Raw genomic sequence first — 25323 nt, forward strand, 5'->3', positions numbered from 1 at the left:
TCCCGGGCGGACGCGTCTTGTCGCGCAGCAGACCCTCGACGCCCGCCTCGGCGTAGCGCCGCTGCCAGCGCCACACGGCCGGACGGCTGACGCCCGCTCGCCGGGCGACGTCCTGGACACTCAGGCGCTCGGCCGAGAGCAAGACGATGCGGGCGCGCTGGATATGTTTGAGCGGGCGAGAGCGGTCGCTGGCGATCGCAGCCAGCCGTGCCGCGTCGCTCGCATCGAGAAGAACGCATACCGTCTGAGCCATGGCCCAGACTCGCACGCCTCACCGCCTGCGTGAATCCTCCGTCCGCGTCACTGCACTAGGCCGCGTGCTCCTCTGTCGCGGCGATGAGCAGATCGAGCCAAGCGACGGCCGCTTCATGGCCTTCCCGGCCTCGCGTGTCTTCGAATTTCTGCCCGATCTGCCACTGGTGCCATGCGCGCACATCGGACAGCGCCTGCAGGTAGCCCTTCTGCTCGTCGGTCATGGCGTCCTCACGCCATAGGCAGCCCGGTCCGCGCGCTCCAAGCCTTGGCTCGCGCCCACGCAGCGGCGAGCGCCTCGATCGCTCCGTCCCGGGTCTCGACCATGCCGTTCAGCGGCCGGACACCCTCGGCTTCGTGCCCGCGCTGGCAGCCGGTGCAACTCCATGTCCAGATGCCGTTCTGCGGGCCGCAGTCAATCCGCCTGATGCGGCCTACGTGCTCGCCCGCCTCCTCGGCCACGAAATCGTTGTGCGTGTTCGGAAAGGTACGGCGCCAGGTGAAGGTCATACCACCGCTACTGCACGCCGCCGTTCAGGCCAAGCACGATCGCCCATGCCAGCAGGTCGCCGGCGTTGAGCCAGTCGCCTCCGTCGACGCGCCAATTCTCGAAGTCGTCGTCGGGCTCGACAGTATGCCCGCGCGAGGTGAGGACCGTCACGGCCTCGGCCACGGGATCCTCTTCGGGAATCATGCCTTCACCGGATGGGCCAACAGGACCGCGGTCCGGACCATGTTGCGCTTCCAGGCCGCCTTGTCGGTGGCCAGCGCCTCGGCCGCGCGGGTGTTCGTCCGGAGCGTCTCGACGAGGTCGAGCGTCCACCCTTTCGCGAGCGGGTAAGCCTCGGTCGCGAGATCCGCGAGCACCGCGTCGACCGCAGCGTCGATCTCCTGGTCGGTGACCTCGGCCGCCTTGTGTCGCTCGGAGACGGTCGGCGGTTCCTTGGCCATAGGTATGGGCTACCGCGCGCCGGTCGGCGTGTCGACGGCAGCGGCCGGCCGGTAAGGGCGCTTCGCCGAAGTCGGCCTTCGTGAAGCCGCGGCGAGCACGCGTTCAGTGCCGCGCGCCGGGCGCTTCTCGATGACAGGTGCCGGCGGATCAGGCGGCATCGACACGATACCCAGCCACTCCTCGAGACGGCCGCCCTTCGCCGCCGACATGGCCTCTTGGAGCAGCTCGGACCTAGCGAACCATTCACCCAAGAGACGCCCCTCCCCTAACCGGAGGTGGAGCTTCAGCTCGGTCGTGTAGTGCGCCTCGCACGAGGCGATCACGTCGAGGCGATGCGGATTCCCGACCTGGACGTTGGCGACACGCATGTAGAGCGATGCCCCCGTGTAGCCGACCTTCACGGGATACGACGGGTCGTCCGGCCGCGAGATGAAATAGATGTGACCGGTCGGGTATCGATGGCGCCGCCGCTTCACGCGCCTCCGGGTCTCATCGAACGCGGCCAGCATCTCCTCAGCCTTCGCGAGCTCGTGCTCGGCGCACCCGGTCGAAACCACCGTATCGCGGTAGCGGATCACCCATCGCGGCGCGGAGTTTTTGCTGCTCCGGAGATAGAGGCGAGCCGGGAGTTGAGGACGTCCCATGAGCGGTTTTTGGAGAATGGTTAGAGAATAAGCCCTGAAACTAGGCCGCTCTCCGGAAACCGCAAGGTGCAAAGCGCTGATACAAAACGCAAAATCTTGGTGGGCGGTGAGGGACTCGAACCCCCGACCCTCTCCGTGTAAAGGAGACGCTCTACCAACTGAGCTAACCGCCCGGCCGGCGACCGTTACGGCATGGCACCCGTCAGGTGCAAGGGTCCGTGTCGCCAACCGGCGTCAGGGATCGGCGAGCCGCGCCGCCAAAGCCGGTGTCAAGCCGAGGCTCTCCATCGGTTCCGGCCTTGACCGGACCGACGCGGATGGGCCCGCCGCCGCCAAAACCGCGCGGGTTCCTGCCTCGACCGAGCAGATCAGGGGAACGGGCACCTGCGGAGCGATCCGCGCCGCCAGCCCCGCGAGACCGGCGCCCCCGAGAATCACCCGCTCGGCGCCGGACGCCGCGCAGGCGCGGCAGGCCTCGGCCAGGGTCGCCAGAGCCGCGCCCGGGTCGCGGGCGATAGCGCCGCCGCTCGGAGCCACCGTGTGGAGCGCCGCCAAGACCTCGGAGAGGCCGAGCCCGGCCACGAATTCCCGCAGCATCGGCTCCCAGGCCGCGCCCCCGGTGACGATACCGAAACGGCCGGCTGCGGCAGCCTCACGGCAGGCCGCTTCCGCCATGCCGACGACCGGCACCCGCGACAGCTCCCGCAGGGCGAGCAGACCCGGATCGCCGAAACAGGCCAGATAAACCGCGTCGCACCCGGCTCCGTGCTCCGCCAGGGCGTCGAGGGCCGCGTGAGCCGCAATGGCCGCAGCGGCGCGGCTCGCGATGTAGCGGGCCCCGAAGCGGCCGGTGACGGCGCGCAGTTCCGCCCGACCGCCGAGCTGTGCCTGGACAGACCCAGCGACGAGGTCCGTCACATGGGCGCTGGTATTCGGGTTGATCAGCAGGATGCGCATCCGGACCTCCGCGCATGAAAAAGCCCCCGGGGCTCGAAGCTCCGGGGGCTCATCACGTTCAGTCGACGGTTCAGTGCGCCACGAAGGCGGCCCCGTCCTCCTCGGTCCGAGCAGGCTTGGCCACCGGCAGCGGCTCCTCCCACTCGATCGCCTCGGGCTGGCGGACCAGCGCCTTCTCGAGCACCTGATCCATCCGCGAGACCGGGAAGATCTCGAGCCCGTTCTTCACGCTGTCAGGCACCTCGGCGATGTCCTTGGCGTTCTCTTCGGGGATCAGCACCGTCTTGATGCCGCCGCGCAGCGCGGCGAGCAGCTTCTCCTTGAGGCCGCCGATCGGCAGGACCCGACCGCGGAGCGTCACCTCGCCGGTCATCGCGACGTCGCGGCGCACCGGGATCCCGGTCAGCGTCGAGATGATCGCGGTGGCCATGGCGATGCCGGCCGACGGACCATCCTTCGGGGTCGCCCCCTCCGGAACGTGGACGTGGATGTCGCGACGCTCGAAGAGCGGCGGCTCGATGCCGAAATCGATGGCCCGCGAGCGCACATAGGATGCGGCCGCCGAGATCGATTCCTTCATCACGTCCTTCAGGTTGCCGGTGACCGTCATCTTGCCCTTGCCGGGCATCATGACGCCCTCGATCGTCAGCAACTCGCCGCCGACCTCGGTCCAGGCCAGACCGGTGACCACGCCGACCTGATCGTCCGCGTCGATCTCGCCGTAGCGGAACTTCGGCGGGCCGAGGAAGACAGGAAGGGTCTCCGGGGTCACCGCGACCGACTTGGTCTTGGTGATCAGGATCTCCTTCACCGCCTTGCGGATCAGGTTGGACAGCTCGCGCTCCAGGTTGCGGACGCCGGCCTCCCGCGTGTAGCGGCGGACCAGCATCATCAAGCCATCGTCGTCGATCGACCACTCGTGCGTCCCGAGGCCGTGCTTCTTCAGCGCGTTCGGGATCAGGTGCTTGCGCGCGATCTCGACCTTCTCCTCCTCGGTGTACCCGGCAATGCGGATCACCTCCATCCGGTCCATGAGCGGGCCCGGGATGTTGAGGGTGTTGGCCGTGGTCACGAACATCACGTTCGAGAGGTCGTAATCCACCTCCAGGTAGTGGTCGTTGAAGGTGCTGTTCTGCTCAGGGTCGAGCACCTCGAGGAGCGCCGCCGACGGATCGCCGCGGAAATCCATGCCCATCTTGTCGATCTCGTCGAGCAGGATGAGCGGGTTCGAGGTCTTGGCCTTGCGCATCGACTGCACGATCTTGCCGGGCATCGAGCCGATATAGGTGCGGCGGTGACCGCGGATCTCGGCCTCGTCCCGCACGCCGCCGAGCGACATGCGCACGAACTCGCGACCCGTCGCCTTGGCGATGGACTTGCCGAGCGAGGTCTTGCCGACGCCGGGGGGGCCGACGAGGCACAGGATCGGGCCGGTGAGCTTGTTCGCGCGCTGCTGCACGGCGAGGTACTCGACGATCCGCTCCTTGACCTTGTCGAGGCCGAAATGGTCCTCATCGAGAAGCGCCTGGGCGCCGAGCAGGTCCTTCTTGATCTTCGAGCGCTTGCCCCACGGGATGCCGAGCATCCAGTCGAGGTAGTTGCGCACGACGGTCGCCTCGGCCGACATCGGCGACATCTGGCGCAGCTTCTTCAGCTCGGCCGTCGCCTTGTCGCGAGCCTCCTTGGTGAACTTGGTCTTCTCGATCTTCTCTTCCAGCTCGGCCAGCTCGTCGCGGCCATCCTCGGAGTCGCCCAGCTCCTTCTGGATCGCCTTCATCTGCTCGTTCAGGTAGTACTCGCGCTGGGTCTTCTCCATCTGCCGCTTGACGCGGGTCCGGATGCGCTTCTCCACCTGCAGCACGGAGATCTCGCTCTCCATCAGCGACAGCACGCGCTCGAGGCGCTGCGCCACCGTGGGCGTCTCCAGGATGCCCTGCTTGTCGGAGATCTTGACGAGCAGGTGCGAGCCGATCGTGTCGGCGAGCTTCGAGGGCTCGTCGATCTGGGTCACGGCGGAGACGACCTCGGGCGAGATCTTCTTGTTCAGCTTGACGTAGTTCTCGAACTCCGAGAGCACCGAGCGCGCGAGCGCCTCGGCCTCGACGCGGTCGCCGAGCTCGTCATGCAGGGCCTCGGCTGTCGCCTCGTAATACTCGTCCGAGCGGGTGAAGCCCGTGACCTTGGCGCGGCCGACGCCCTCGACCAGCACCTTCACGGTGCCGTCGGGCAGCTTCAGCAGCTGGAGGACGGAGGCAAGGGTGCCGATCTTGTAGATCGCATCCGTCGCCGGATCGTCGTCACCCGCGTTGATCTGGGTGGCGAGCAGGATATGGCGGTCGGTGCGCACGGCCTCCTCAAGGGCGCGGATCGACTTCTCACGCCCCACGAACAGGGGCACGATCATGTGCGGGAAGACGACGATGTCGCGCAGGGGGAGGACGGCATAGGAGCCCGTCGTGCCCGGGACCACCGGCTGGCGCGATTTCGACTGTGACATGCTGACTTCCTCTCAGGGACGCCCGGGTTCGACGCCTCCATGCATGGGGCGCGCCTACAGCCAGGGGCCGACCGGGCCGCGAGGGTCGGGATTTCGCTAACTTTGCGGCTGGCGACGCGGACCGGACCTCGAAGGAGCGTGCGGCCACCGCGCTGAGCCTGAGGTGGCTGCGGGGTGCAGCGTTTTCAAGATGTTCCCCGCAGCGCGCCCGGCCGGAGCCGGGCGCTTAACGCAACCCTACCAAGCGCTTACGCGCTGACGCTGGCGGGCGCGTCCTTGTTGCGGTCGCCGTGGATGTAGAGCGGGCGCGATTTGCCCTCGACCACCTCCGGGCCGATGACCACCTGCTCTACGGACTCGAGGCCCGGCAGGTCGTACATCGTGTCGAGCAGGATCGTCTCCAGGATCGACCGCAGGCCGCGGGCGCCGGTCTTGCGCTCGATGGCCTTGCGGGCGACGAGCGACAGCGCGTCGTCCTGGAAGGTGAGGTCGACGTTCTCCATCTCGAACAGCCGCTGGTACTGCTTGACCAGGGCGTTCTTCGGCTCCTGCAGGATCTTCTTCAGCGCGGCCTCGTCGAGATCCTCGAGCGTCGCCAGGACCGGGAGACGGCCGACGAACTCGGGGATGAGACCGAACTTCAGAAGGTCCTCCGGCTCGACCGAGCGGAAGATCTCGCCGGTGCGGCGGTCGTCGGGGGCCTGCACGGTCGCGCCGAAGCCGATCGAGGTGCCCTTGCCGCGCTGCGAGATGATCCGCTCCAGCCCCGCGAAGGCGCCGCCGCAGATGAACAGGATGTTCGTCGTGTCGACCTGCAGGAATTCCTGCTGCGGGTGCTTCCGGCCGCCCTGGGGCGGGACGGAAGCGACCGTGCCCTCCATGATCTTCAGGAGCGCCTGCTGCACGCCCTCGCCCGACACGTCGCGGGTGATCGACGGGTTGTCGGACTTACGGGAAATCTTGTCGATCTCGTCGATGTAGACGATGCCGCGCTGCGCCCGCTCGACGTTGTAGTCCGAGGCCTGGAGCAGCTTGAGGATGATGTTCTCGACGTCCTCACCGACATAGCCGGCCTCGGTGAGCGTCGTGGCGTCCGCCATGGTGAACGGCACGTCGAGGATGCGGGCGAGCGTCTGCGCGAGCAGCGTCTTGCCCGAGCCGGTCGGCCCGATCAGCATGATGTTGGACTTGGCCAGCTCGACGTCGTTGTGCTTCGTCGCGTGCGCGAGCCGCTTGTAGTGGTTGTGCACCGCGACCGAGAGGACCTTCTTGGCGAAGTCCTGGCCGATGACGTAGTCATCGAGGACGCGGCGGATTTCCTTGGGGGTCGGCACGCCGTCGCGGCTCTTCACCAGCGAGGATTTCGACTCCTCGCGGATGATGTCCATGCACAGCTCGACGCACTCGTCGCAGATGAACACCGTCGGGCCGGCGATCAGCTTGCGGACCTCGTGCTGGCTCTTGCCGCAGAACGAGCAATACAGCGTGCTCTTCGAATCGTTGCCGCCAGTCTTGCTCATATCGGTCTCCGATTCCTCGCGTCCGCCGCCGGCTAGGGGCGCACGCGCATCGTTTGAATGTAGGGGGCCCGTTTAAAGAAACAGTGTGCTGCGCGCCTTTGACCGAAGGGCCCGGTCTCGGATGCAAACACGCTGCCGCGGCGGGATCAAGGCCACGCCGCGGCGGTCAGGGGTCGCGGGGCACTCAGGCGGCCGCCGGTTCCGGGCGCTTCTCGATCACCTCGTCGATGAGGCCGAACTCCTTGGCCGCGTCGGCGGTCATGAAGTTGTCGCGCTCCAGAGCCGTGTGGATCGTGTCGTAGTCGCGGCCGGTATGCTTCACGTAGATCTCGTTCAGGCGCCGCTTCAGCGCCTCGATCTCGCGGGCGTGGATCAGGATGTCGGTCGCCTGACCCTGGAAGCCCCCCGACGGCTGGTGGACCATGATCCGGGCATTCGGCAAGGCAAAGCGGTGGCCGGGTTCGCCGGCGGTGAGCAGGAGCGAGCCCATCGAGGCGGCCTGGCCGACGCAGAGCGTCGTCACCGGGCAGCGGATGAACTGCATCGTGTCGTAGATCGACAGGCCGGAGGTGACCACGCCGCCGGGGGAGTTGATGTAGAAGGAGATTTCCTTCTTCGGGTTCTCCGCCTCGAGGAACAGCAGCTGCGCCACGATCAGCGACGCGCCGTAATCCTCCACGGGGCCGGTGAGGAAGATGATGCGCTCGCGGAGCAGGCGGGAGTAGATGTCGAAGGCGCGCTCGCCGCGGCTCGATTGCTCGACGACCATCGGCACGAGCGCGTTGTTGTAGACGTCGATCGGATCTCTCATCTCGTCCTGCCCCGGAGTGAGGCCCGGGGCTGCCGCGAATCAGGGCAGCCCCGGGCATGTCAGCGAACACCGGCGATGCTTAACCATCGCCTAACCCTTGCCCGCCGTCCTGGGACAGAGCGGGACTCAGTCGGCCTTGGCTTCGGTCTTGGACTCGTCCTTGGCCTCGGCCTTGTCTGCCGGCTTCTCGCCGGTCGTGTCGTCGTCATCTTCGTCTGCGAAAAGCGCCTCTTTCGAGACGGGCTCCTCGACGAGTTTGACCTGCCCGAGGACGTGGTCGACGACCTTCTCCTCGAACAGGGGCGCGCGGAGTTCCGCGAGCGCCTGCGCATTCTTCCGGTAGAAGTCCCAGACCTGCTGCTCCTGGCCCGGGAACTGCCGGACCCGGGCGATGAGGGCCTGGTTCACCTCCTCGTCCGAGACCTTGATATCGGCGCTCTCGCCGACCTGCGCAAGCACGAGACCGAGACGGACGCGCCGTTCCGCGATCTTCCGGTACTCGGCCTGGGCCTTCTCCTCGGTGGTGTCCTCGTCCTCGAAGGTCTTGCCGCGGGTCTTGAGGTCCTGCTCGACCTGGGCCCACACGGCGGCGAATTCCTGCGCCACCAGGGACGGGGGCAGCTCGAAGGCGTACTTGCCGTCGAGCGCGTCGAGGAGATCCTTCTTGAGGCGGCGGCGCGTGGCGGCCTCGAAGTCGCGCCCGATCGCCTCCGACACGGCCTCGCGGAGCTTCTCCAGGGATTCCATGCCCATCGACTTGGCGAGTTCGTCGTCGATCTTGGCCTCGCCCGCCGCCTGGATCTTCGTGACCGTCACGTCGAACTCGGCATCCTTCCCGGCGAGGTTCTCGGCCCCGTAAGCTTCCGGGAAGGTCACCTTCACGAGCCGCTTGTCGCCGACCTTGGCGCCGACGAGCTGCTCCTCGAAGCCGGGGATGAACGAGCCGGAGCCGAGCTCCAGGTCGATGCCCTCGCCCTTGCCGCCCTGGAACTCCTCTCCGTCGATGCGGCCGACGAAGTCGATGGTCACCCGGTCGCCGCTCTGCGCCTCGGCGCCCTCTTCGCGCTCGGAGAACGGACGGCTCTGGCCGGCCATCCGCTCCAGCGCCTCGTTCACCTCCGCGTCGGAGGGCTTGGCGACGCGCTTGGTCAGGCTGACGTCGGAGAGGTCGGCGAGCTCGAAGCTCGGCATCACCTCGAGGGCGACCTTGAAGGCGAGGTCGCCCTTGGCGTCGAGCGCCTTCTCGACCTCGGCCTGGTCGGTCGGGAACTCGACCTGCGGCTCCAGGGCGAGCTTGAGGCCGTTATCGGTGACGATCTGGCGGTTGGCCTCGTTGACGGCGTTCTGCACCACCTCGGCCATCACCGACCGGCCGTAGACCTTGCGCAGGTGCGCGACCGGCACCTTGCCGGGGCGGAAGCCCTTGAGCTGCACCTTGTCCTTCATACCGGACAGCTCGGTGGTCAGGCGCTCCTCGAGTTCCTGAGCGGCCAGCAGAACCTGAAACTCGCGCTTCAGCCCCTGGGCGTTGATCTCGGTCACCTGCATCGTCGTCGTCGCTCTTCAAAGAAACCTGGGGTCGCCGGCCGGACCGGCATCGTGCTCGCGCGGACCGGGATGCCGAGATGTCGGGTACGGGGCGGAGGGTCCCGATGGGACCGCAACCTCAGCAGACGTCCTGGTGCGGGCGGAGGGGCTCGAACCCCCACGTCTTGCGACACTGGAACCTAAATCCAGCGCGTCTACCAGTTCCGCCACGCCCGCGCGCGCCGACATCCGGCGCATCGCCGGCCGCCGGAAGCGCGCCCTATAGCATGGGCCGGCGGGCCCGCAGCAAAAAACTTGCCCCTGTGGCGCGGGAGCCCGCGCGCCGCTAAGGAGCGGACCCGTCGCGAGCCGCAGCCGAGATCCCATGCCGCCATCCCGCCCTGTGCCGCCGACCGATTCGCGCACCGGTTCGCCGTCGCGCCGGACGCTTCTCGTCACGGCTGCCGCCTTCGGGCTGGTGCCGGACGGCGCGCGGGCCCAGGCTCCGGGCGCGACGCCGGCTGTCCCCGCCACCGTGCCGCCCCCCGTACAACCGGACCCCGCTGCTCTTCCGGCAGCGCCCGGCACGGCGCGGTTCAGGCCGGAACCCGCGCCCGAGACGCCGGTCTGGTGCTTCGACGGCAAGGCCCTGCCGCCCGTGATCCGGGTGAAGCTCGGGCAGGCGGTGCGGCTGAAGGTCGAGAACCGGACCGACAAGCCGCTGTCGCTGCACTGGCACGGCGTGCGCAACGTCAACGCCATGGACGGCGTCGGCGGGGTGACCCAGGCCCCGATCCCGCCGGGCGGCGACTTCCTCTACACTTTCACGCCGCCGGATGCCGGCTCCTACCTGATCCGGCCCCTGATCGTCGGCGGGGCGAGCGAGCCGTCGGGCCGCGGGCTCGCGGGCATGCTGGTCGTCGAGGAGGCGAACCCGCCGCCCGTCGACGCCGACGTCAGCGTTGTCCTGCAGGACTGGCGGCTCCAGGACGACGGCACGCTGATGGCCTTCGGGCAGACGGCGCTTGCGGCCGCGCACGGGCGCCTCGGCAACCTCGTGACCGTCAACGGCAAGCCGGTGCCGGGCGCCTTCGAGGCCCGGCCGGGCTCCCGGGTCCGCCTGCGGCTCGGCAATGCCTGCAACGCGCGGGCGACGCGTATCAAGTTCGAGGGCGTGAAGGTCTACGTGGCGGCCGTCGACGGGCAGCCCACCGACACGTTCGAACCGCTGCGGGCCACCCTGCCGTTTCCGCCCGGCACCCGCTACGACCTGATGGTCGACCTGCCGGAAGAGGAGGGGGCCCGCTGCACGATCGAGGCGCTGATCGGGAAGGGCCTGACGCTCGCGAGCGTCACCACCAAGGGCGCCAGGATCACCGAGAAGCGTCCGCCGATCGGGCCGATCGGCGAGAACAAGCGTCTGCCGGCCGAGATCAAGCTCCAGAACGCCCTGCGCCGCGACGTGGTGATCACCGGCGGCGCCTTCGTGCCGAAGACCAAGGACGGGACCAAGGACGGCCCGGCCGCCGATCCGGTCTACACGGGCGATCCACAGAAGATCTGGTCGGTGAACGGCGCGAGCGGCGTCACGGGCCTGCAGCCGATCTTCTCGGTGAAGCGGGGCCAGGTCGTGGTCCTGGCCCTGCGTAACGAAACCGCCTTCCCGCAGGCCCTGCACCTGCACGGCCACTGCTTCCGCCTGCTCCACCCCCTCGACGACGGCTGGGAGCCCTACTGGCTCGACACGTTCCAGCTCCTGGAGGGCCGGACCGCCCGGATCGGCTTCCTGGCCGACAATCCGGGGCGCTGGCTGATCAGTGCCACCGTGCTGGAGCGGTTCGATACCGGCCTCTGGACCCTGTTCGAGGTCACCTGAGGACGACCTCAAGGAGGTCCCGCAGCACCGTCGGCATCAGCTCCGGGATGTCCTCCGCGATCAGGCCCGGGCCGTGGCGCAGGCCGGCATCGCCGTGCAGCCAGACGCCGGCGGCGGCGGCCTCGAAAGGTGGCATGCCCTGCGCCATCAGGCCGGCGATCAGGCCGCCGAGCACATCACCCGAACCTGCGGTGCCGAGATAGGGGCTGCTATGGTCGTTGATCGCCGCGCGCCCGTCCGGGCTGGCGATCACGGTATCGGCTCCCTTGAGGACCACGACGGCACCGGTGAGCGCGGCCGCGGCGCGGGTCCGCGCGACCTTGTCGGCGCCCTCCGCCGCGGCGTCCGTCTTCTCGAACAGCCGCGCGAACTCGCCGGCATGCGGCGTCAGCACGGCGCGGGCATCGCCATCCGCGAGATGGGCGGCCAGCAGCGACGCCTGGCCCGCGAAGCTCGTCAGCGCGTCGGCGTCGAGGACGAGGCCGCGCCCGGCCGCCGCCGCCACCGCGATGCGCTCGCGGGTCGGCTCGCCGGTGCCGAGCCCCGGCCCCGCCAGGATCACGTTCAGGCGCTCGTCGGTGAGCAGGTCGTCGAGATCGTCGGCGCTCTCGCAGGGCCGCAGCATGATCGCCGTGAGGTGGGCGGCATTCTCGGCGAGCGCCGCGGCCGGCGACGCCACGGTCACGAGCCCGGCACCGACCCGCAGGGCACCGCGGGCGGCAAGCCGCGCCGCGCCGGTCTTGGTGGCCGGCCCCGACAGGACCAGGGCGTGGCCGCGGGTGTATTTGTGACTGGCCCCGGTGAGCCGCGGGACGGCCCGGCCCCACAGTTCGGGGCCGTTCCGGAAGAGCGGCGCGCAGGCGGCCAGGCCGGCCTCCAAGGCCTCCGGCCCGGTCCCGATGTCGGCCAGGCTGATCTGGCCGCAGAGGCTGCGCCCGGGCTCGAGCAGATGGCCCGGCTTGTAGGTCACGAAGGTCACGGTCTCCACCGCCCGGATCGCGGCGCCGCGCACCGCGCCAGTGTCGCCGTCGACCCCGCTCGGCACGTCGACGGCCAGCACCGGGAGCCCGGCGGCATTCACCGCCTCGACGAGCGCGCGGGCGGCTCCGTCGAGGTCGCGCGACAGACCGGCCCCGAACAGAGCGTCGATCACGAGGTCGCAGGACGGGACCGCGCCGCTATCGGGCCGCTGGACAGGGCCCGTCCAGGCCTGGGCCGCGCGGGCGGCATCGCCCGTCAGCGCCGAGCGGTCGCCGAGGAGAAACAGCTCGACGCCGTAGCCGGCATCGGCCAGCAGGCGCGCGGCGACGAAGCCGTCGCCGCCGTTATTGCCTGGCCCGCATAGGACCACGGCCCGGCCGCCGACCGGCAGCCGAGCGCGGGCGCGGTCGGCCACCGCGGCGCCGGCCGCCTCCATCAGCGTGATACCCGGCACCCCGCCCGCGATCGCCGCGGCATCGACCCGCCTCATCGCCGCGACCGTCAGCACCCGCATGTCCGTCTCCGCTTTTGCCCGCACACCGGTCAGCCTTGATTAAATCCGCGCCATAATACCGGGAAGCGCCCTAAGGATGTGCGTATAACGCACATGAAATAGGCACTATGGTCCGACACACCGTGAAAACGGCATGGCGGAGGCGTCACGAGGATGTTAGAAATGCCAGGCATTGCAGCGCAGGCCCGAGCGGCATGAAGAAGATCGAAGCGATCATCAAGCCTTTCAAGCTCGACGAGGTGAAGGAGGCGCTCCAGGAGGTCGGTCTCCAGGGCATCACCGTCATCGAGGCGAAGGGGTTCGGCCGTCAGAAGGGCCATACGGAGCTCTACCGGGGCGCCGAATATGTGGTCGACTTCCTGCCTAAGGTGAAGCTGGAGATCGTCCTGTCCGATGCTCTGGTCGAGGGCGCCGTGGAGGCGATCCGCAAGTCGGCCCAGACCGGTCGTATCGGCGACGGCAAGATCTTCGTCTCGACGATCGAGGAGGCGATCCGCATCCGCACCGGTGAGACCGGCACGGACGCGATCTGACGACCGCCTTTCGGCGGCTCAGGGGCCGCCGGTACGCTCATCCCTCGTCATCTGCCTAAGATTTCGCACTGCGCGAATGTCCGGCATCGGCGCTTTCTGCCCTGGAGCGCCGTGGTCCGCACCCCACATCATCGGGAACGGCCGGCCTGATCGGCCGCTTGAACCCGATGTAGGAGGATGTGCGATGGCCGACACGGACCCGCGCGGGAGCGCCAAGATCTACGATCTGTCCGCGTTCCGGCGCGCACGCGGGATCGCCCGGACCGCTCCGGACGCGAAGCCCGCACCCGTTCCGAGCTTTGGCGGCGGCGCGTGGTACCACGAGGCCGCGATCCGCGAGGACGAGCGTCCGCGCCGGCCCTGAGGCGGGCGACCCCGCGCCGGAACCCGGACACCGCCCCGCCCTCCCGAGGCCGCGCTGCGTCGCCCGGAACCCGGACGCGGAGACGGGCCAGATCCTTGCACGCATAGCGGTTCCGGGTCGCCCGCCACCGGCGCGCCACTCCGGGTCGGGGCTTGCCTGCGGCGCCCCGGAATGACGGTGCTGATCGCGGCTGCCCTGTCGGAACCAGGCCCTTCCCTGGTCCCGGAAACGGCGAAGCCGGACCCGAGGGCCCGGCTCCGTTGGTTCTGTCTGGAAGCTTGGCGCTCCCCGTCGCGTCTTACGCGGCTGCGGCGGCCTCGGTCGGCACGGAAGCGATCGTCTTCAGCACCTGCGAGGCGATCTGGTAGGGGTCGCCCTGGGAGTTCGGGCGGCGGTCCTCAAGGTAGCCCTTGTAGCCGTTGTTGACGAAGGAATGCGGCACGCGGATCGAGGCGCCGCGGTCGGCCACGCCGTACGAGAACTCGTGGATCGAGGCGGTCTCGTGCTTGCCGGTCAGGCGCATGTGGTTGTCCGGACCGTAGACGGCGATGTGCTCCTCGCGGGCGTTCTTGAACGCCTCCATGAGCTTCTCGAAATAGGCCTTGCCGCCGTGCTCGCGCATGAACGCGGTTGAGAAGTTGCAGTGCATGCCCGACCCGTTCCAGTCGGTGTCGCCGAGCGGCTTGCAGTGGTACTCGACGTCGATGCCGTACTTCTCGCAGAGGCGCTGCAGGAGGTAGCGGGCCATCCACATCTCGTCGGCGGCCTTCTTGGAGCCCTTGCCGAAGATCTGGAACTCCCACTGGCCCTTGGCCACCTCGGCGTTGATGCCCTCGTGGTTGATACCGGCGTCGAGGCAGAGGTCGAGGTGCTCCTCGACGATCTTGCGGGCGACGTCGCCGACGTTCGAGTAGCCGACGCCGGTGTAGTACGGGCCCTGCGGCGCCGGGTAGCCGGAGGCGGGGAAGCCGAGCGGGCGGCCGTCCTTGTACAGGAAGTACTCCTGCTCGAAGCCGAACCAGGCGCCGGCATCGTCCAGGATGGTGGCCCGCTTGTTGGACTCGTGCGGGGTCACGCCGTCCGGCATCATCACTTCGCACATCACCAGCACGCCGTTCTTGCGGGCCGGGTCGGGGAAGTGGCGCACGGGCTTCAGCATGCAGTCGGAGCTGCCGCCCTCGGCCTGCTTGGTGGACGAGCCGTCGAAGCCCCACATCGGGAGCTGCTCGAGGGTCGGGAAGCTGTCGAATTCCTTGATCTGCGTCTTACCGCGGAGGTTCGGGGTCGGCGTGTACCCGTCGAGCCATATGTACTCGAGCTTATATTTGGTCATTCCGGTTCTCTCGTCCGTATCGATGCGCGACCTGGGCAACCCGGGAAGACGCGAACGGCTTGCCGCCTCGTCGACGGCTGGGGCCGCCTTTGCATGGATCGTGCCAGAGGGGCCATTGCCGGAGAACAACGCTGCCCTAGAAACGGGATTGCGCGATCACGCTTGCGAGATCGCGCGAACTCGCGGGTTGATCGTTCCATCCGACAGCCGATTCCCGTGCCCGGCGGGTGGCAAGGCACGCCCGTGCCGGATATCAAGCCCCGCTTGCCGGCGTACGCGACCCCCGTGCGGGTGCGCCCCGAGAGACGATTCGAAAGATCCCTGGAGGATGCCCACGATGACCACTGCGGCCGAGGTGCTGAAGACGATCCGGGACAACGACGTGCGTTACGTGGACTTCCGGTTCACCGACCCGCGCGGCAAGTGGCAGCACGTCACGTTCGACGTGTCGCTCATCGACGAGGAGATCTTCGACGAGGGCACCATGTTCGACGGCTCCTCGATCGCCGGCTGGAAGGCGATCAACGAGTCCGACATGCTGCTGATGCCGGATCCGGTGACCGCCACCCTGGACCCGTTCTTCTCCGCCGCGACTATGTCGATCGTGTGCGACGTGCTGGAGCCGGCCACCGGCGAGCCCTACGGCCGCGACCCCCGCGGCACCGCCAAGCGCGCCGAAGCCTACCTGCAGCAGACCGGCATCGGCGACACGATCTATGTCGGGCCCGAGGCTGAGTTCTTCGTGTTCGACGACGTGAAGTTCGCTGCCGACCCCTACCGCACCGGCTTCGAGCTCGATTCCACCGAGCTGCCGACCAACGGCTTCACCGATTACGAGGGCGGCAACCTCGGCCATCGGGTCCAGACCAAGGGCGGTTACTTCCCGGTCCCGCCGCAGGATTCGGCCCAGGACATGCGCGGCGAGATGCTGGCCGCCATGCAGTCGATGGGCGTGAAGGTCGAGAAGCATCACCACGAGGTGGCCTCGGCCCAGCACGAGCTCGGCATGAAGTTCGACACGCTGACCCTGCTCGCCGACCACATGCAGATCTACAAGTACTGCATCCACAACGTCGCGCAGAGCTACGGCAAGTCCGCGACCTTCATGCCCAAGCCCGTCTACGGCGACAACGGCTCGGGCATGCACGTCCACCAGTCGATCTGGAAGGACGGCAAGCCGGTCTTCGCCGGCGACAAGTATGCCGGCCTCTCCCAGGAGTGCCTCTGGTACATCGGCGGCATCATTAAGCACGCCAAGGCGCTCAACGCCTTCACCAACCCGTCGACCAACTCGTACAAGCGCCTGGTGCCGGGCTACGAGGCGCCGGTGCTGCTCGCCTACTCGGCGCGCAACCGCTCGGCCTCCTGCCGCATCCCGTGGACCAAGAGCCCGAAGGCCAAGCGCGTCGAGGTCCGCTTCCCCGACCCGATGGCGAACCCCTACCTCGCCTTCTCGGCGCTGCTGATGGCCGGCCTCGACGGTATCCGGAACAAGATCGATCCGGGCCCGGCCATGGACAAGGACCTGTACGAGCTGCCGCCGCGGGAGCTGAAGAAGATCCCGACCGTCTGCGGATCGCTCCGCGAGGCGCTGAACAGCCTCGACAAGGACCGCGCCTTCCTCAAGGAGGGCGGCGTGTTCTCGGACGACCAGATCGACTCGTTCATCGAGCTGAAGATGATCGAGGTGCTGCGCTACGAGATGACCCCGCACCCGATCGAGTTCGTGCAGTACTACTCGCTGTGAGGTGAGAGCGGGCCGGGCATCGCACCCGGCCCGGCGCCCTCTCTCCGGGCCGGGGCCTCTCGCGGGGCCCCGGCCTTTTTCTTGGGGACGTTCCGGCACTTCCCAGCTTCTCCTGATCCGAGGCGCGCCCGTCAGGACGGGTGCCGGGTCGGGACCGGCGCGGCCCGGCGAATGCCCGACGGCCGGCCGCGGAGGCGCAAGCGGTCACACGGATCCTGCCCGATGCTCACCCTCGATCACCTCGTCGTCGTCGCACCCGATCTCGCGGAGGGCGTGGCGCATGTCCGGGACTGCCTCGGCCTCGCCATGCCGGAGGGGGGCCGCCACCGCGAGATGGGCACGCGCAACCACCTTCTCCGCCTCGGCGAGGCCCTGTTCCTGGAGGTGATCGCCGTCGACCCCGACGCGCCGCCGCCGTCCCGCACCCGCTGGTTCGGCCTCGGCGACGCCGCGCGGGTGCGGGCAGACTGGGATTCGGGACGACGGCTGCGCGGCTTCGTCGCCCGCACGGACGATCTCGACGGCGTTCTCACCGCCCACGGCGCGCTCCTCGGCGCGGCGGCCACCATGACCCGCGGCGACCTGTCCTGGCGCTTCGCCCTGCCCCCGGACGGGGGATGGCCGGCGGACGGTGCTGCGCCCTGCGCGATGGCCTGGGGACCGGCCGGCAATCCCGCCCGGACGATGCCAGATCTGGGAGCCCGTCTCGCGGCGGTGGAGCTGGCGCATCCGGACCCCGATGGCGTGGCCGCGCTCCATGGGCGGCTGGGCCTCGGCGACGCGCCGCGCCTCGCGCGGGGCGCCCTCTCCCGGTTCACGGCCCGCATCACGACGCCGTCGGGCACCCGGACGCTCACATGAATGCGACGGACCCTCCTCGCCGGCCTGATCGGGTGGGTGACCGGCGAGGAGGGACTGGCCGGGGCTGGAAGCCCAGGCAGACACAACCTACCAGCGACACATCGCGGTGCGGTGACAGGAAAGTCTCACTCGGCACCGGAAGTGCGCAGGCGCCTCCGCCGCCTCATGTGTGCGCGAAGATGTCGGTCTCGGGCCAGCCCTCGAGGTCGAGCCGGGCCCGGGTCGGCAGGAAGGCGAAACAGGCGGCCGCGAGGTCGGTGCGGCCCTCCCGGGCCAGCATGGCGTCGAGCCGCTCCCGGGCCGCGTGGAGGTGGAGGACGTCCGAGGCCGCGTAATCGAGCTGGGCCTGCGACAGGTTCTCGGCCCCCCAGTCGGAGGATTGCTGCTGCTTCGACAGGTCGACGCCGACGAGTTCGCGAACAACGTCCTTCAGGCCGTGCCGATCGGTGTAGGTCCGCGCGAGCTTCGAGGCGATCTTGGTGCAGTAGACCGGGCTCGGCATCACCCCGAGCGCCTTGTACAGCACCGCCACGTCGAACCGCGCGAAGTGGAAGATCTTCAGGATCCCGGGATCGGCCAGGACCCGCTTGAGAACGACCGGCTCCGGCCCATCTTGCGGGATCTGGACCACATCGGCCGTGCCATCGCCGGTGGAGAGCTGCACCACGCAGAGGCGGTCCCGGTGTGGGTTGAGCCCGAGGGTCTCGGTGTCGATGGCCACCGCCCGGCCTGCAGCGTAGTCGGCGGGCAGGTCGCCGCGGTGGAGACGGACGGTGGAGCTCGGCATCGTTCTCGGACCTTGCGGGTTTTTCGGCCGGTAGCATCGGGGCCAAGGGCCGGCAAGCCGCGAACGAATCGCGCGGACGCGACGGACAGGGAGCTGGACATGACGGCAGCCGAGGTGATCGCGACCCTGGGACTGGAGCCCCATCCCGAGGGCGGGCATTACCGCGAGACGTTCCGCGATCCCCGTAACGTCGACGGGCGCTCGGTCGGCACCGCGATCTATTTCCTGCTGGATCTCGGCGAGGTCTCGGCGTGGCACCGGGTCGACGCCACCGAGATCTGGCACTGGCACGCCGGCGCGCCGCTCGTGATCACCACGAGCCCGAACGGGCACGACGCCACCGCTCGGCATCTCGGGCCGGATCTCGCCGCCGGCCAGCGCCCGCAATGCGTCGTGCCGGCGGGCCATTGGCAGACGGCCACCAGCCTCGGGGCGTGGACGCTCGTCGGTTGCACGGTCTCGCCGGGCTTCGAGTTCTCAGGGTTCGAGATGGCGCCGCCGGATTGGCGGCCGACGCCGCGGCGTTAGCCTCGCTTCGACCCCGTACGCGAAGCCTGCACCGCCGTGAGCGCGCCTGCGACGATGAGCAGGCAGGCGACCGCCAGGGTAGGGCTCGGGCTGGCATAGCCCGATGCCACCAGGATCAGCGTCGAGAGGACCGGTGCCGCGTAGGCCGTGACACCGAGGAGCCGGACGTCGCCGCGCTTGCAGCCAATATCCCAGAGGTAGAAGGCCGCCCCCACGGGTCCGAGACCGAGCAGAAGCACCGCGCCCCATTGCACCGCATCGGCCGGCCAGACCGTCGCCTCGAAGGCCAGATGGCACGCGAGGCTGAGTGCCGCCGTGGCGAGGCAGAACCCCGCGACCGCGTCGGTCGGCACTTGGCCGACCCGGGCCGAGAGCACCGAATATCCGGCCCAGACGAAGGCCGCCGTCAGGGAGGCCGCGTAGCCCGGCAGCGCGCCCGCCTCGAAGGCGAGATCGCTCCGTCCGGCGAACAGGACCGCGACGCCGGCGAGGCCCAGGACGGCCCCGGCGAGATGGCCCGGGCGCAGCCCGCCCGAGCCCGGCAGGCGGGCGGAAAACAGGACGATCAGCAGCGGCCAGAGGTAGTTGATCAGCCCGGCCTCGGCGGGGGGCGCAAGGCGCAGGGCGCTGAAGTAGAGGGCATGGTAGCCGAACAGGCCCCCGACCCCGAGCAGCCAGACCGGCCAGGGCTGGATCAGCGCGCGGGCACGGCCCGGCCGGGCGATCCACGTGACACAGCCGCAGAGGCCACCGATCAGGAAGGTCAGGGCGGCGAGCTGAAACGGCGGCACCGTGCCGGAGGCGGCGGTGAACAGGGCGAGCAGCGACCACAGCAGAATCGCGCCGAAGCCCGCGATGGTGGCGCTCGCGCTCCGCGGGCGCAGGGTTAAGATCGATGCAGGCGCGCTCATGGCCTGCGGCTAGCATGCGGCTTCCGAGTCGGCGAGACCGGGGTCATGGCCCTGTCATCGGCGCGCTCTACCGGCGGCCTGGAACGGGAGGTTCGCGATGCGTGCGATCATGATCGGGCTGGCGCTGCTGCTGGGCACGGGCCCCGGCCTCGCCGGCGAGGCCGCCCAGCTCGGGCCCCGGCCCTTCTACCTCGTCGACCAGCTGAAGCCGGGACCGCTGAAGGACAAGCTCGCCGCCTGCGGGATCGACCGGACCTACACGCCCAGGACCTTCTCGATCTCGCACCGGGGCGCGCCGCTGATGTTCCCGGAGCATACGAGGGAGGGGCTGCGCGCCGCGGACCGGATGGGCGCCGGGATCATCGAGTGCGATGTCGCCTTCACCAAGGACCGCCAGCTGGTCTGCCGGCACAGCCAGTGCGACCTGCACACGACCACCGACATCCTGGCCCGGCCCGAACTTGCGGCGAAATGCACGCAGGGCTTCACGCCGGCCGACCCGGCCACCGGCCGCAAGGCCTCGGCCAAGTGCTGCACCAGCGACCTGACACTCGACGAGTTCAAGTCGCTGAACGGGAAGATGGATGCGGCCGATCCGGATGCGACCAGCGTCTCGGCCTACATGAACGCGACCCCGCGCTGGCGCACCGATCTCTACGCCGGCACCGGCACGCTGATGTCCCACAAGGAATATATCGCGCTGGTGAAGGAGATGGGGCGGAAGTTCACCCCCGAGCTGAAGGCACCGCAGGTCGCGATGCCGTTCCAGGGCACCTACACGCAGGACATGTACGCCCAGCAGCTGATCGACGAATACAAGGCGGCGGGTATCCCGGCCTCCGACGTCTATCCCCAGAGCTTCCAGCTGCGCGACATCCTCTACTGGCTCGAGAAGGACCCGGATTTCGGCCGGCAGGCGATCTTCCTCGACGACCGCGACGAGACCGCGAAGGGCTTCGACCCGGAGAAGCCCGCCACCTGGCAGCCCGGCATGGCCGAGCTGGCGCAGAAGGGCGTGAAGATCCTGGCACCGCCGCTCTGGATGCTGGTCCGGCCGGGGTCGGACGGGACGATCGAGCCCTCGACCTACGCGCGGGAGGCGAAGAAGGCAGGGCTGGGGCTGATCGCGTGGTCCCTGGAGCGCTCGGGTCCCCTGAAGGGCGGCGGCGGATATTATTATCAGTCGATCAAGCCGGTAGTGACCGGCGACGGCGACATCCTGCGGCTGCTCGACGTGCTGCACGGTCAGGTGGGTGTGCTGGGCGTCTTCTCCGATTGGCCCGCAACCACGACCTTCTACGCCAATTGCGTCGGTGCGCCTTAGGAAGACGGCTCAGTCGGCCCACAGGGCCACGAGAGAGAAGATGCCCGCCATCATGAAATTGACGATGAGGAAGCCGGTGATGATCAGCGCAAGCGTCATGGTTGGTGTCTCGGCGTGATGGATCAGCAGGAGCGGCGGCCTCTCTGGGCGCCGCCGCTTCTGGGCGTCTCAGTACGGGAACAGCAGCAGGACGAGATGACCCAGATGGCCGAAATCGAGCGGCTTCCAGCCGAACCATCTCTGAAGCGGTAAGTAAATCACGCACTGAACGGCAGCGCTGCCGAGCATCGCGACGAAGAACCACCGCCAGTCCTGCGTAACCATCCCGATCGTGGCCGCGAACATCGCCGTCGTGGCGAAGATGAATTTGCTCGCGTTCCCCGGGACTTTCGTGGTGACGTCCGACATCGTCTTCATCTCCTGATCGAGGTCAGCGGGCGCGGCAGTTCGGGCCGTACCAAGTCATGGTCCGGTGATCCATGCCGCCATCGGACGACGCGCCGCAGACGGGGAAGCGGGGATCGCCGCTCCGCTGCAGGCTGGCGATCTTGTAGAGATCCTGCCGCGCCTCGCGGCGGCGGTTCTGCTCAGCGAGCTGCGCCTGCCAGTACAGATTGCTGTTGGCCTGGGCGACGGCGCGCTGCTGATGCAGGCCCATCATGCACTCGGCAAAGGCGTCGGTGCCGGGCTCGAAGCCGAAGGCGTAGCACTGGTTCTGATCCATCGCGTGCCGCTCCTGCGGCGTGACGCAGGCGGCCAGCCCCAGAACACAGGCCGCAGCGAGGCCGAGCTTGGCGACGGTGGACAGCCTGCGGCCGCGCGAATTCTCGACACGGCCATTCGGCACTGCCGTATCGCCCGAAGAACAGATCTGGTCCTTGCCGATAAACTGAACGCCGAATTTACCGTGAAACCAGTTGTTCATGACGATCGGGGCCTCGACTTCTATCGGCGGGACTATCCCTGCGCCGATGGAAGGAGGCCTATACGAGGCCGCTCGAATTGTTCGTGTCTCAGAGCACGTGGCCAATCGGGCCGATCACTGCCCGCAATGCCCGTTATCCCTGCGTCCTCCGAGCTCACAGGCCGGGAAGGACTTCCGTCAGGATTGCCGGGCTGGCGCGCCTGAGCCCGCGGGCGCAACCGGCCCGACGGATCTGCGCGGGGGCGTCCGGCGCTCCGTGGATCGGCGGGCGCGGCCGTCGGGCTCTGCCGCGACGATGGTCGAACGGAGATGCGCGCCGTCTCCGCGGCGATCCGCCGGGGCGGCCCCACGCGGCCGGCAGAGCCGGTATCGGGCGGGAGATCGGCCGGCCGCGCGGGGGCCTCGGCCGTGTGGCGGGCACGCCGGCTCCGGCCGGCGCGCCCGACGGCGATCAGACGAAGTGCTGGCCGCCGTTGATGGTCAGCGTCGAGCCGTTCACGAAGCCGGCCTCGTCGCTGGCGAGATACTCGACCGCATGGGCGATCTCGTCGGCCTCACCGAGCCGGCCGGTCGGGATCGTCGAGATGATCTTGTTGCGGATCTCCTCAGGCACCGCCATCACCATCTCGGTGGCGATGTAACCCGGCGCGATCACGTTGACGGTGATGCCCTTCGCGGCGCTCTCCTGAGCCAGCGCCTTGGCGAAGCCGATCACGCCGGCCTTGGCGGCCGAGTAGTTGGTCTGCCCGGCCTGGCCCTTCTGGCCGTTGATCGACGAGATGATGATGATGCGCCCGAAGTTGCGGCTGCGCATGCCCTCGATCAGCGGCCGCGTGCAGGTGAACATCGAATCGAGATTGGTCTTGATGACCGCCTGCCACTTGTCGAAGGTCATCTTGTGGAAGGCGCCGTCCCGGGTGATGCCGGCATTGTTCACCAGCACCTCGATCGGCCCCAGTTCGGCCTCCACGGCCTTGATGCCGGCCTCGCAGCTCGCGAGATCACCCACGTCGAACTTGAAGACGGGAATGCCGGTCTCGGCCTTGAAGGCGTTGGCCGCCTCGTCGTTGCCGGCGTAATTGGCGGCGACCTTGTAGCCCTTGTCCTTGAGCCGCTTCGAGATCGCCGCGCCGATGCCGCGGGTGCCGCCCGTCACGAGGGCGACGCGTCCTTGAGCCATTGTTTCCTCCTGTTCGCATCACTTGATGCCGCGTGCGGATGGCGTCCGCACGCGATTTTTTCTGACTTCGGCCTTAAGTCTATGTTGTGGGCCGATACTGACGTGACAGACCGATCAGGTCCGTTCGACACACATCGCGACGCCCATGCCGCCGCCGATGCAGAGGGTGGCGAGGCCCTTCTTGGCATCGCGCCGCTTCATCTCGTGCAGCAGGGTGACGAGGACGCGCGCGCCCGAGGCACCGATCGGGTGGCCGATGGCGATGGCGCCGCCATTGACGTTCACCTTCGCGTCATCCCAGCCCATATCCTTGTTCACCGCCAGCGCCTGGGCCGCGAAGGCCTCGTTGGCCTCGATCAGGTCGAGGTCGGACGGCTTCCAGCCAGCCTTCTCCAGGGCCTTGCGGGAAGCGGGAATCGGGCCGGTGCCCATCACCTTTGGATCGACGCCCGCGGTCGCCCAGGACTTGATCTTGGCGAGCGGGGTCAGGCCGCGGCGCTCGGCTTCCGAGGCCGACATCAGCACGAGAGCGGCGGCACCGTCGTTGAGGCCCGAGGCGTTGGCGGCCGTCACGGTGCCGTCCTTGGCGAAGGCCGGCTTCAGCTTGGCCATCGCCTCGACGGTGGCGCCGTCGCGGATGTACTCGTCGCTGTCGACGACCGTGTCGCCCTTCTTGCCCGGCACGGTGACGGGGACGATCTCGTCCTTGAACCGGCCCTCCTTGCGGGCGGCCTCGGCCTTGTTCTGCGAGCGGGTCGCGAACTGGTCCTGCTGCTCACGGGTGAGCTGGAAGGCCTGGGCGACGTTCTCGGCGGTCTGACCCATGTGGTAGCCGTTGAAGGCGTCCCAGAGCCCGTCCTTGATCATGGTGTCGACGAGCTTGACGTCGCCCATCTTCTGCCCGCCGCGCAGGTACTGCGCGTGCGGCGACAGGGACATCGACTCCTGACCGCCGGCCACGATGACCTTGGCGTCGCCGTTGGCGATCTGCTGCATGCCGATCGCGACCGTGCGCAGCCCCGAGCCGCAGACCTGGTTGAGGCCCCAGGCGGTCGCCTTCTCGGGGATGCCGGCCTTGATCGCGGCCTGACGGGCGGGGTTCTGGCCGGCGCCTGCGGTGAGGACCTGGCCGAAGATCACCTCGTCCACCTCATCGGGCGACACCTTGGCCCGCTCCAGGGCGGCCTTGATTGCGGTCGCGCCGAGTTCGTGGGCCGGCACCGCCCCGAAGGCGCCGCCGAACGAGCCGACCGGCGTGCGCGCGGCCCCGACGATGACGATCTCTTCGCTGCCTGCCATGTGAACGTTCTCCTCTCGCGAGCCGGCGCGCCTTCCACGTCCCGGGCGCGCTCTGTGCCGGCCCTGGGATGAAGGGCTTGAGATGGGCGAAGTCAAGGTTGTGCATCCGGTCGCCAAAACGCGCCGATGACGCGAACGCGAGACTGAAATGGCGCAACCGCCCCGGCCGCACTGCATTATTCTGCGTTGACGAGGTGCAGTTTGCTGTTTTCTGCGCCCGGGGAAGGCTTTAAGGATCGTGTTGCGGACGCGAAGACAGCCTCCGTCAGGCAGCATCGCGCGCCTGCAACGCCCCCCGGTCCCGAGTCCAGAAAGGCCGTTCCCGATGGCGGATACCGTCAAGGCCACCCAGACCGTCATCAAGAAGTACGCCAACCGGCGCCTGTATCACACCGGCACCTCGACCTACGTGACGCTGGAGGACCTCGCCACGATGGTCCAGAACGGCGAGGACTTCGTGGTGTACGACGCGCGTACCGGCGACGACATCACCCGCTCGGTCCTGACGCAGATCATCTTCGAGCAGGAGAACAAGGCCGGCGCCGAGAATCTGCTGCCGGTGGCCTTTCTGCGCCAGCTGATCCGATTCTACGGCGACAGCATGCGCACGATGGTGCCGAGCTTTCTCGAATTCTCCATGGCGAATTTCGCCAAGGATCAGGACGGACTGCGCGAGAAATTCGCCCACAGCTTCGGTCCGTCGGCGTTCCAGAACGCGATTGAGCAGCAGGTGCGCACCAACATGAACTTCTTCGGCGACGCCATGAAGATGTTCACGGGTTTCGCGCCGCCTGCCCCCGGAGCGCAGCCGCCGGCGCCGCCTCAGCCCACGCCCTATGCCGGCGGCGAGCTGGACGATCTCAAGCGCCAGATGCTGGAGATGCAGCAGCGCCTCGAGGCGCTCGCGAAAAAGTAATTTCCGGCCGGCACGGCTGGATAAAGGGTTGACGATTAGTAAACGCCGGCCCCACCTTTGCGACACAGGCACGGAAACGTGCGG

At 68.5% G+C, this 25323-nt stretch carries 27 protein-coding genes and 2 tRNA genes; 8 read left to right on the plus strand and 21 right to left on the minus strand.

Features of this window, described 5'->3' with window-relative positions; all coding sequences use genetic code 11:
- From BLT59_RS00005 to BLT59_RS00055, 13 genes are all read right to left on the minus strand, one after another.
- Positions 1 to 253, minus strand: a 253-nt coding sequence (locus BLT59_RS00005) for a helix-turn-helix domain-containing protein (RefSeq protein WP_139173885.1), incomplete at its 3' end; no start/stop codon positions are given.
- A gap of 55 nt (positions 254 to 308) precedes the next feature.
- Positions 309 to 476, minus strand: coding sequence for a hypothetical protein (locus tag BLT59_RS31045; protein ID WP_175543883.1), 168 nt, complete (start codon positions 474 to 476; stop codon positions 309 to 311).
- A gap of 7 nt (positions 477 to 483) precedes the next feature.
- The gene (locus tag BLT59_RS00010; RefSeq protein WP_091774775.1) at positions 484 to 762 is read right to left on the minus strand and encodes a hypothetical protein; all 279 of its coding nucleotides are present in this window, start codon (positions 760 to 762) and stop codon (positions 484 to 486) included.
- A gap of 7 nt (positions 763 to 769) precedes the next feature.
- Positions 770 to 946 (minus strand): hypothetical protein, encoded by a 177-nt coding sequence (locus BLT59_RS31050; protein WP_175543884.1) that lies wholly within the window; start codon positions 944 to 946, stop codon positions 770 to 772.
- Positions 943 to 1203 (minus strand): hypothetical protein, encoded by a 261-nt coding sequence (locus tag BLT59_RS00015; RefSeq protein WP_091774778.1) that lies wholly within the window; start codon positions 1201 to 1203, stop codon positions 943 to 945. Before BLT59_RS00015 ends, BLT59_RS31050 begins: the two co-directional genes overlap by 4 nt.
- Positions 1204 to 1212: 9 nt before the next feature.
- Positions 1213 to 1782 carry a GIY-YIG nuclease family protein gene (locus tag BLT59_RS00020; RefSeq protein ID WP_091774781.1) on the minus strand — a complete coding sequence of 190 codons (570 nt, stop codon included), beginning with the start codon at positions 1780 to 1782 and terminating at the stop codon, positions 1213 to 1215.
- A gap of 163 nt (positions 1783 to 1945) precedes the next feature.
- Positions 1946 to 2021 (minus strand) — tRNA-Val (locus BLT59_RS00025).
- A 61-nt stretch (positions 2022 to 2082) separates the two neighbouring features.
- Positions 2083 to 2805 (minus strand): aspartate/glutamate racemase family protein, encoded by a 723-nt coding sequence (locus BLT59_RS00030; RefSeq protein ID WP_091774784.1) that lies wholly within the window; start codon positions 2803 to 2805, stop codon positions 2083 to 2085.
- Positions 2806 to 2875: 70 nt separating this feature from the next.
- Complete coding sequence (lon, locus tag BLT59_RS00035; protein WP_091774788.1) at positions 2876 to 5302, minus strand: endopeptidase La; 2427 nt, start codon at positions 5300 to 5302, stop codon at positions 2876 to 2878.
- A gap of 248 nt (positions 5303 to 5550) precedes the next feature.
- The gene (gene clpX / locus BLT59_RS00040; protein ID WP_091712519.1) at positions 5551 to 6822 is read right to left on the minus strand and encodes an ATP-dependent Clp protease ATP-binding subunit ClpX; all 1272 of its coding nucleotides are present in this window, start codon (positions 6820 to 6822) and stop codon (positions 5551 to 5553) included.
- Between the two features lie 184 nt (positions 6823 to 7006).
- Positions 7007 to 7633, minus strand: a complete 627-nt coding sequence (locus tag BLT59_RS00045) for an ATP-dependent Clp protease proteolytic subunit (RefSeq protein ID WP_012322036.1) — start codon at positions 7631 to 7633, stop codon at positions 7007 to 7009.
- 126 nt (positions 7634 to 7759) lie between these two features.
- A complete protein-coding gene (gene tig / locus BLT59_RS00050; protein WP_091774791.1) occupies positions 7760 to 9181 on the minus strand; it encodes a trigger factor in 1422 nt (473 codons plus the stop codon).
- Positions 9182 to 9312: 131 nt separating this feature from the next.
- Positions 9313 to 9397 (minus strand) — tRNA-Leu (locus BLT59_RS00055).
- 148 nt (positions 9398 to 9545) lie between these two features.
- Between BLT59_RS00055 and BLT59_RS00060 the strand changes: the two genes are divergently transcribed.
- Complete coding sequence (locus BLT59_RS00060) at positions 9546 to 11036, plus strand: multicopper oxidase family protein (protein ID WP_091774794.1); 1491 nt, start codon at positions 9546 to 9548, stop codon at positions 11034 to 11036.
- Here the strand turns inward: BLT59_RS00060 and BLT59_RS00065 are convergent.
- A complete protein-coding gene (locus BLT59_RS00065; protein ID WP_091774797.1) occupies positions 11029 to 12531 on the minus strand; it encodes an NAD(P)H-hydrate dehydratase in 1503 nt (500 codons plus the stop codon). The two genes, BLT59_RS00060 and BLT59_RS00065, sit on opposite strands and share 8 nt — an antisense overlap.
- A gap of 194 nt (positions 12532 to 12725) precedes the next feature.
- On the opposite strand from BLT59_RS00065, the gene BLT59_RS00070 reads away from it, so the two are divergent.
- Together BLT59_RS00070 and BLT59_RS00075 are read left to right on the plus strand one after the other, a co-directional pair.
- Positions 12726 to 13064: a P-II family nitrogen regulator gene (locus BLT59_RS00070; RefSeq protein WP_003600526.1), complete on the plus strand. Its 339-nt coding sequence runs from the start codon at positions 12726 to 12728 to the stop codon at positions 13062 to 13064.
- Positions 13065 to 13248: 184 nt separating this feature from the next.
- Positions 13249 to 13428 (plus strand): DUF2735 domain-containing protein, encoded by a 180-nt coding sequence (locus BLT59_RS00075; RefSeq protein WP_091774800.1) that lies wholly within the window; start codon positions 13249 to 13251, stop codon positions 13426 to 13428.
- Between the two features lie 298 nt (positions 13429 to 13726).
- Here the strand turns inward: BLT59_RS00075 and BLT59_RS00080 are convergent, their stop codons facing one another.
- A complete protein-coding gene (locus BLT59_RS00080) occupies positions 13727 to 14761 on the minus strand; it encodes a glutamine synthetase beta-grasp domain-containing protein (protein WP_012322031.1) in 1035 nt (344 codons plus the stop codon).
- A gap of 337 nt (positions 14762 to 15098) precedes the next feature.
- On the opposite strand from BLT59_RS00080, the gene glnA reads away from it, so the two are divergent.
- Together glnA and BLT59_RS00090 are read left to right on the plus strand one after the other, a co-directional pair.
- Complete coding sequence (gene glnA, locus BLT59_RS00085) at positions 15099 to 16508, plus strand: type I glutamate--ammonia ligase (protein ID WP_091774803.1); 1410 nt, start codon at positions 15099 to 15101, stop codon at positions 16506 to 16508.
- A gap of 222 nt (positions 16509 to 16730) precedes the next feature.
- Entirely contained in the window at positions 16731 to 17369 is a 639-nt protein-coding gene (locus BLT59_RS00090; RefSeq protein WP_091774806.1) for a VOC family protein, read from the plus strand.
- Positions 17370 to 17532: 163 nt separating this feature from the next.
- On the opposite strand, the gene BLT59_RS00095 is transcribed toward BLT59_RS00090, so the two are convergent.
- Entirely contained in the window at positions 17533 to 18156 is a 624-nt protein-coding gene (locus BLT59_RS00095; protein WP_091774809.1) for a ribonuclease D, read from the minus strand.
- A 99-nt stretch (positions 18157 to 18255) separates the two neighbouring features.
- On the opposite strand from BLT59_RS00095, the gene BLT59_RS00100 reads away from it, so the two are divergent.
- Positions 18256 to 18684, plus strand: coding sequence for a cupin domain-containing protein (locus tag BLT59_RS00100; protein WP_091774812.1), 429 nt, complete (start codon positions 18256 to 18258; stop codon positions 18682 to 18684).
- Here the strand turns inward: BLT59_RS00100 and BLT59_RS00105 are convergent.
- Positions 18681 to 19595 carry an aromatic amino acid exporter YddG gene (locus BLT59_RS00105; RefSeq protein ID WP_091774815.1) on the minus strand — a complete coding sequence of 305 codons (915 nt, stop codon included), beginning with the start codon at positions 19593 to 19595 and terminating at the stop codon, positions 18681 to 18683. The genes BLT59_RS00100 and BLT59_RS00105 overlap by 4 nt on opposite strands.
- A 97-nt stretch (positions 19596 to 19692) precedes the next feature.
- Between BLT59_RS00105 and BLT59_RS00110 the strand changes: the two genes are divergently transcribed.
- Positions 19693 to 20919, plus strand: a complete 1227-nt coding sequence (locus BLT59_RS00110) for a glycerophosphodiester phosphodiesterase family protein (protein WP_091774819.1) — start codon at positions 19693 to 19695, stop codon at positions 20917 to 20919.
- A gap of 168 nt (positions 20920 to 21087) precedes the next feature.
- Here the strand turns inward: BLT59_RS00110 and BLT59_RS00115 are convergent, their stop codons facing one another.
- The 4 genes from BLT59_RS00115 to BLT59_RS00130 form a co-directional block, all read right to left on the minus strand.
- Complete coding sequence (locus BLT59_RS00115) at positions 21088 to 21327, minus strand: hypothetical protein (protein ID WP_139173887.1); 240 nt, start codon at positions 21325 to 21327, stop codon at positions 21088 to 21090.
- 22 nt (positions 21328 to 21349) lie between these two features.
- Positions 21350 to 21844, minus strand: coding sequence for a hypothetical protein (locus tag BLT59_RS00120; RefSeq protein WP_091774825.1), 495 nt, complete (start codon positions 21842 to 21844; stop codon positions 21350 to 21352).
- A gap of 451 nt (positions 21845 to 22295) precedes the next feature.
- Positions 22296 to 23024: an acetoacetyl-CoA reductase gene (gene phbB, locus BLT59_RS00125; protein ID WP_091774828.1), complete on the minus strand. Its 729-nt coding sequence runs from the start codon at positions 23022 to 23024 to the stop codon at positions 22296 to 22298.
- 114 nt (positions 23025 to 23138) lie between these two features.
- Complete coding sequence (locus BLT59_RS00130; protein WP_091774831.1) at positions 23139 to 24323, minus strand: acetyl-CoA C-acetyltransferase; 1185 nt, start codon at positions 24321 to 24323, stop codon at positions 23139 to 23141.
- 325 nt (positions 24324 to 24648) lie between these two features.
- Here BLT59_RS00130 and phaR point away from each other — a divergent pair, with 325 nt between their 5' ends.
- The gene (gene phaR / locus BLT59_RS00135; protein WP_091774834.1) at positions 24649 to 25239 is read left to right on the plus strand and encodes a polyhydroxyalkanoate synthesis repressor PhaR; all 591 of its coding nucleotides are present in this window, start codon (positions 24649 to 24651) and stop codon (positions 25237 to 25239) included.
- Positions 25240 to 25323 lie beyond the last annotated feature (84 nt).

It is taken from the genome of Methylobacterium sp. UNC378MF (assembly GCF_900103195.1).
Lineage (GTDB): Bacteria > Pseudomonadota > Alphaproteobacteria > Rhizobiales > Beijerinckiaceae > Methylobacterium.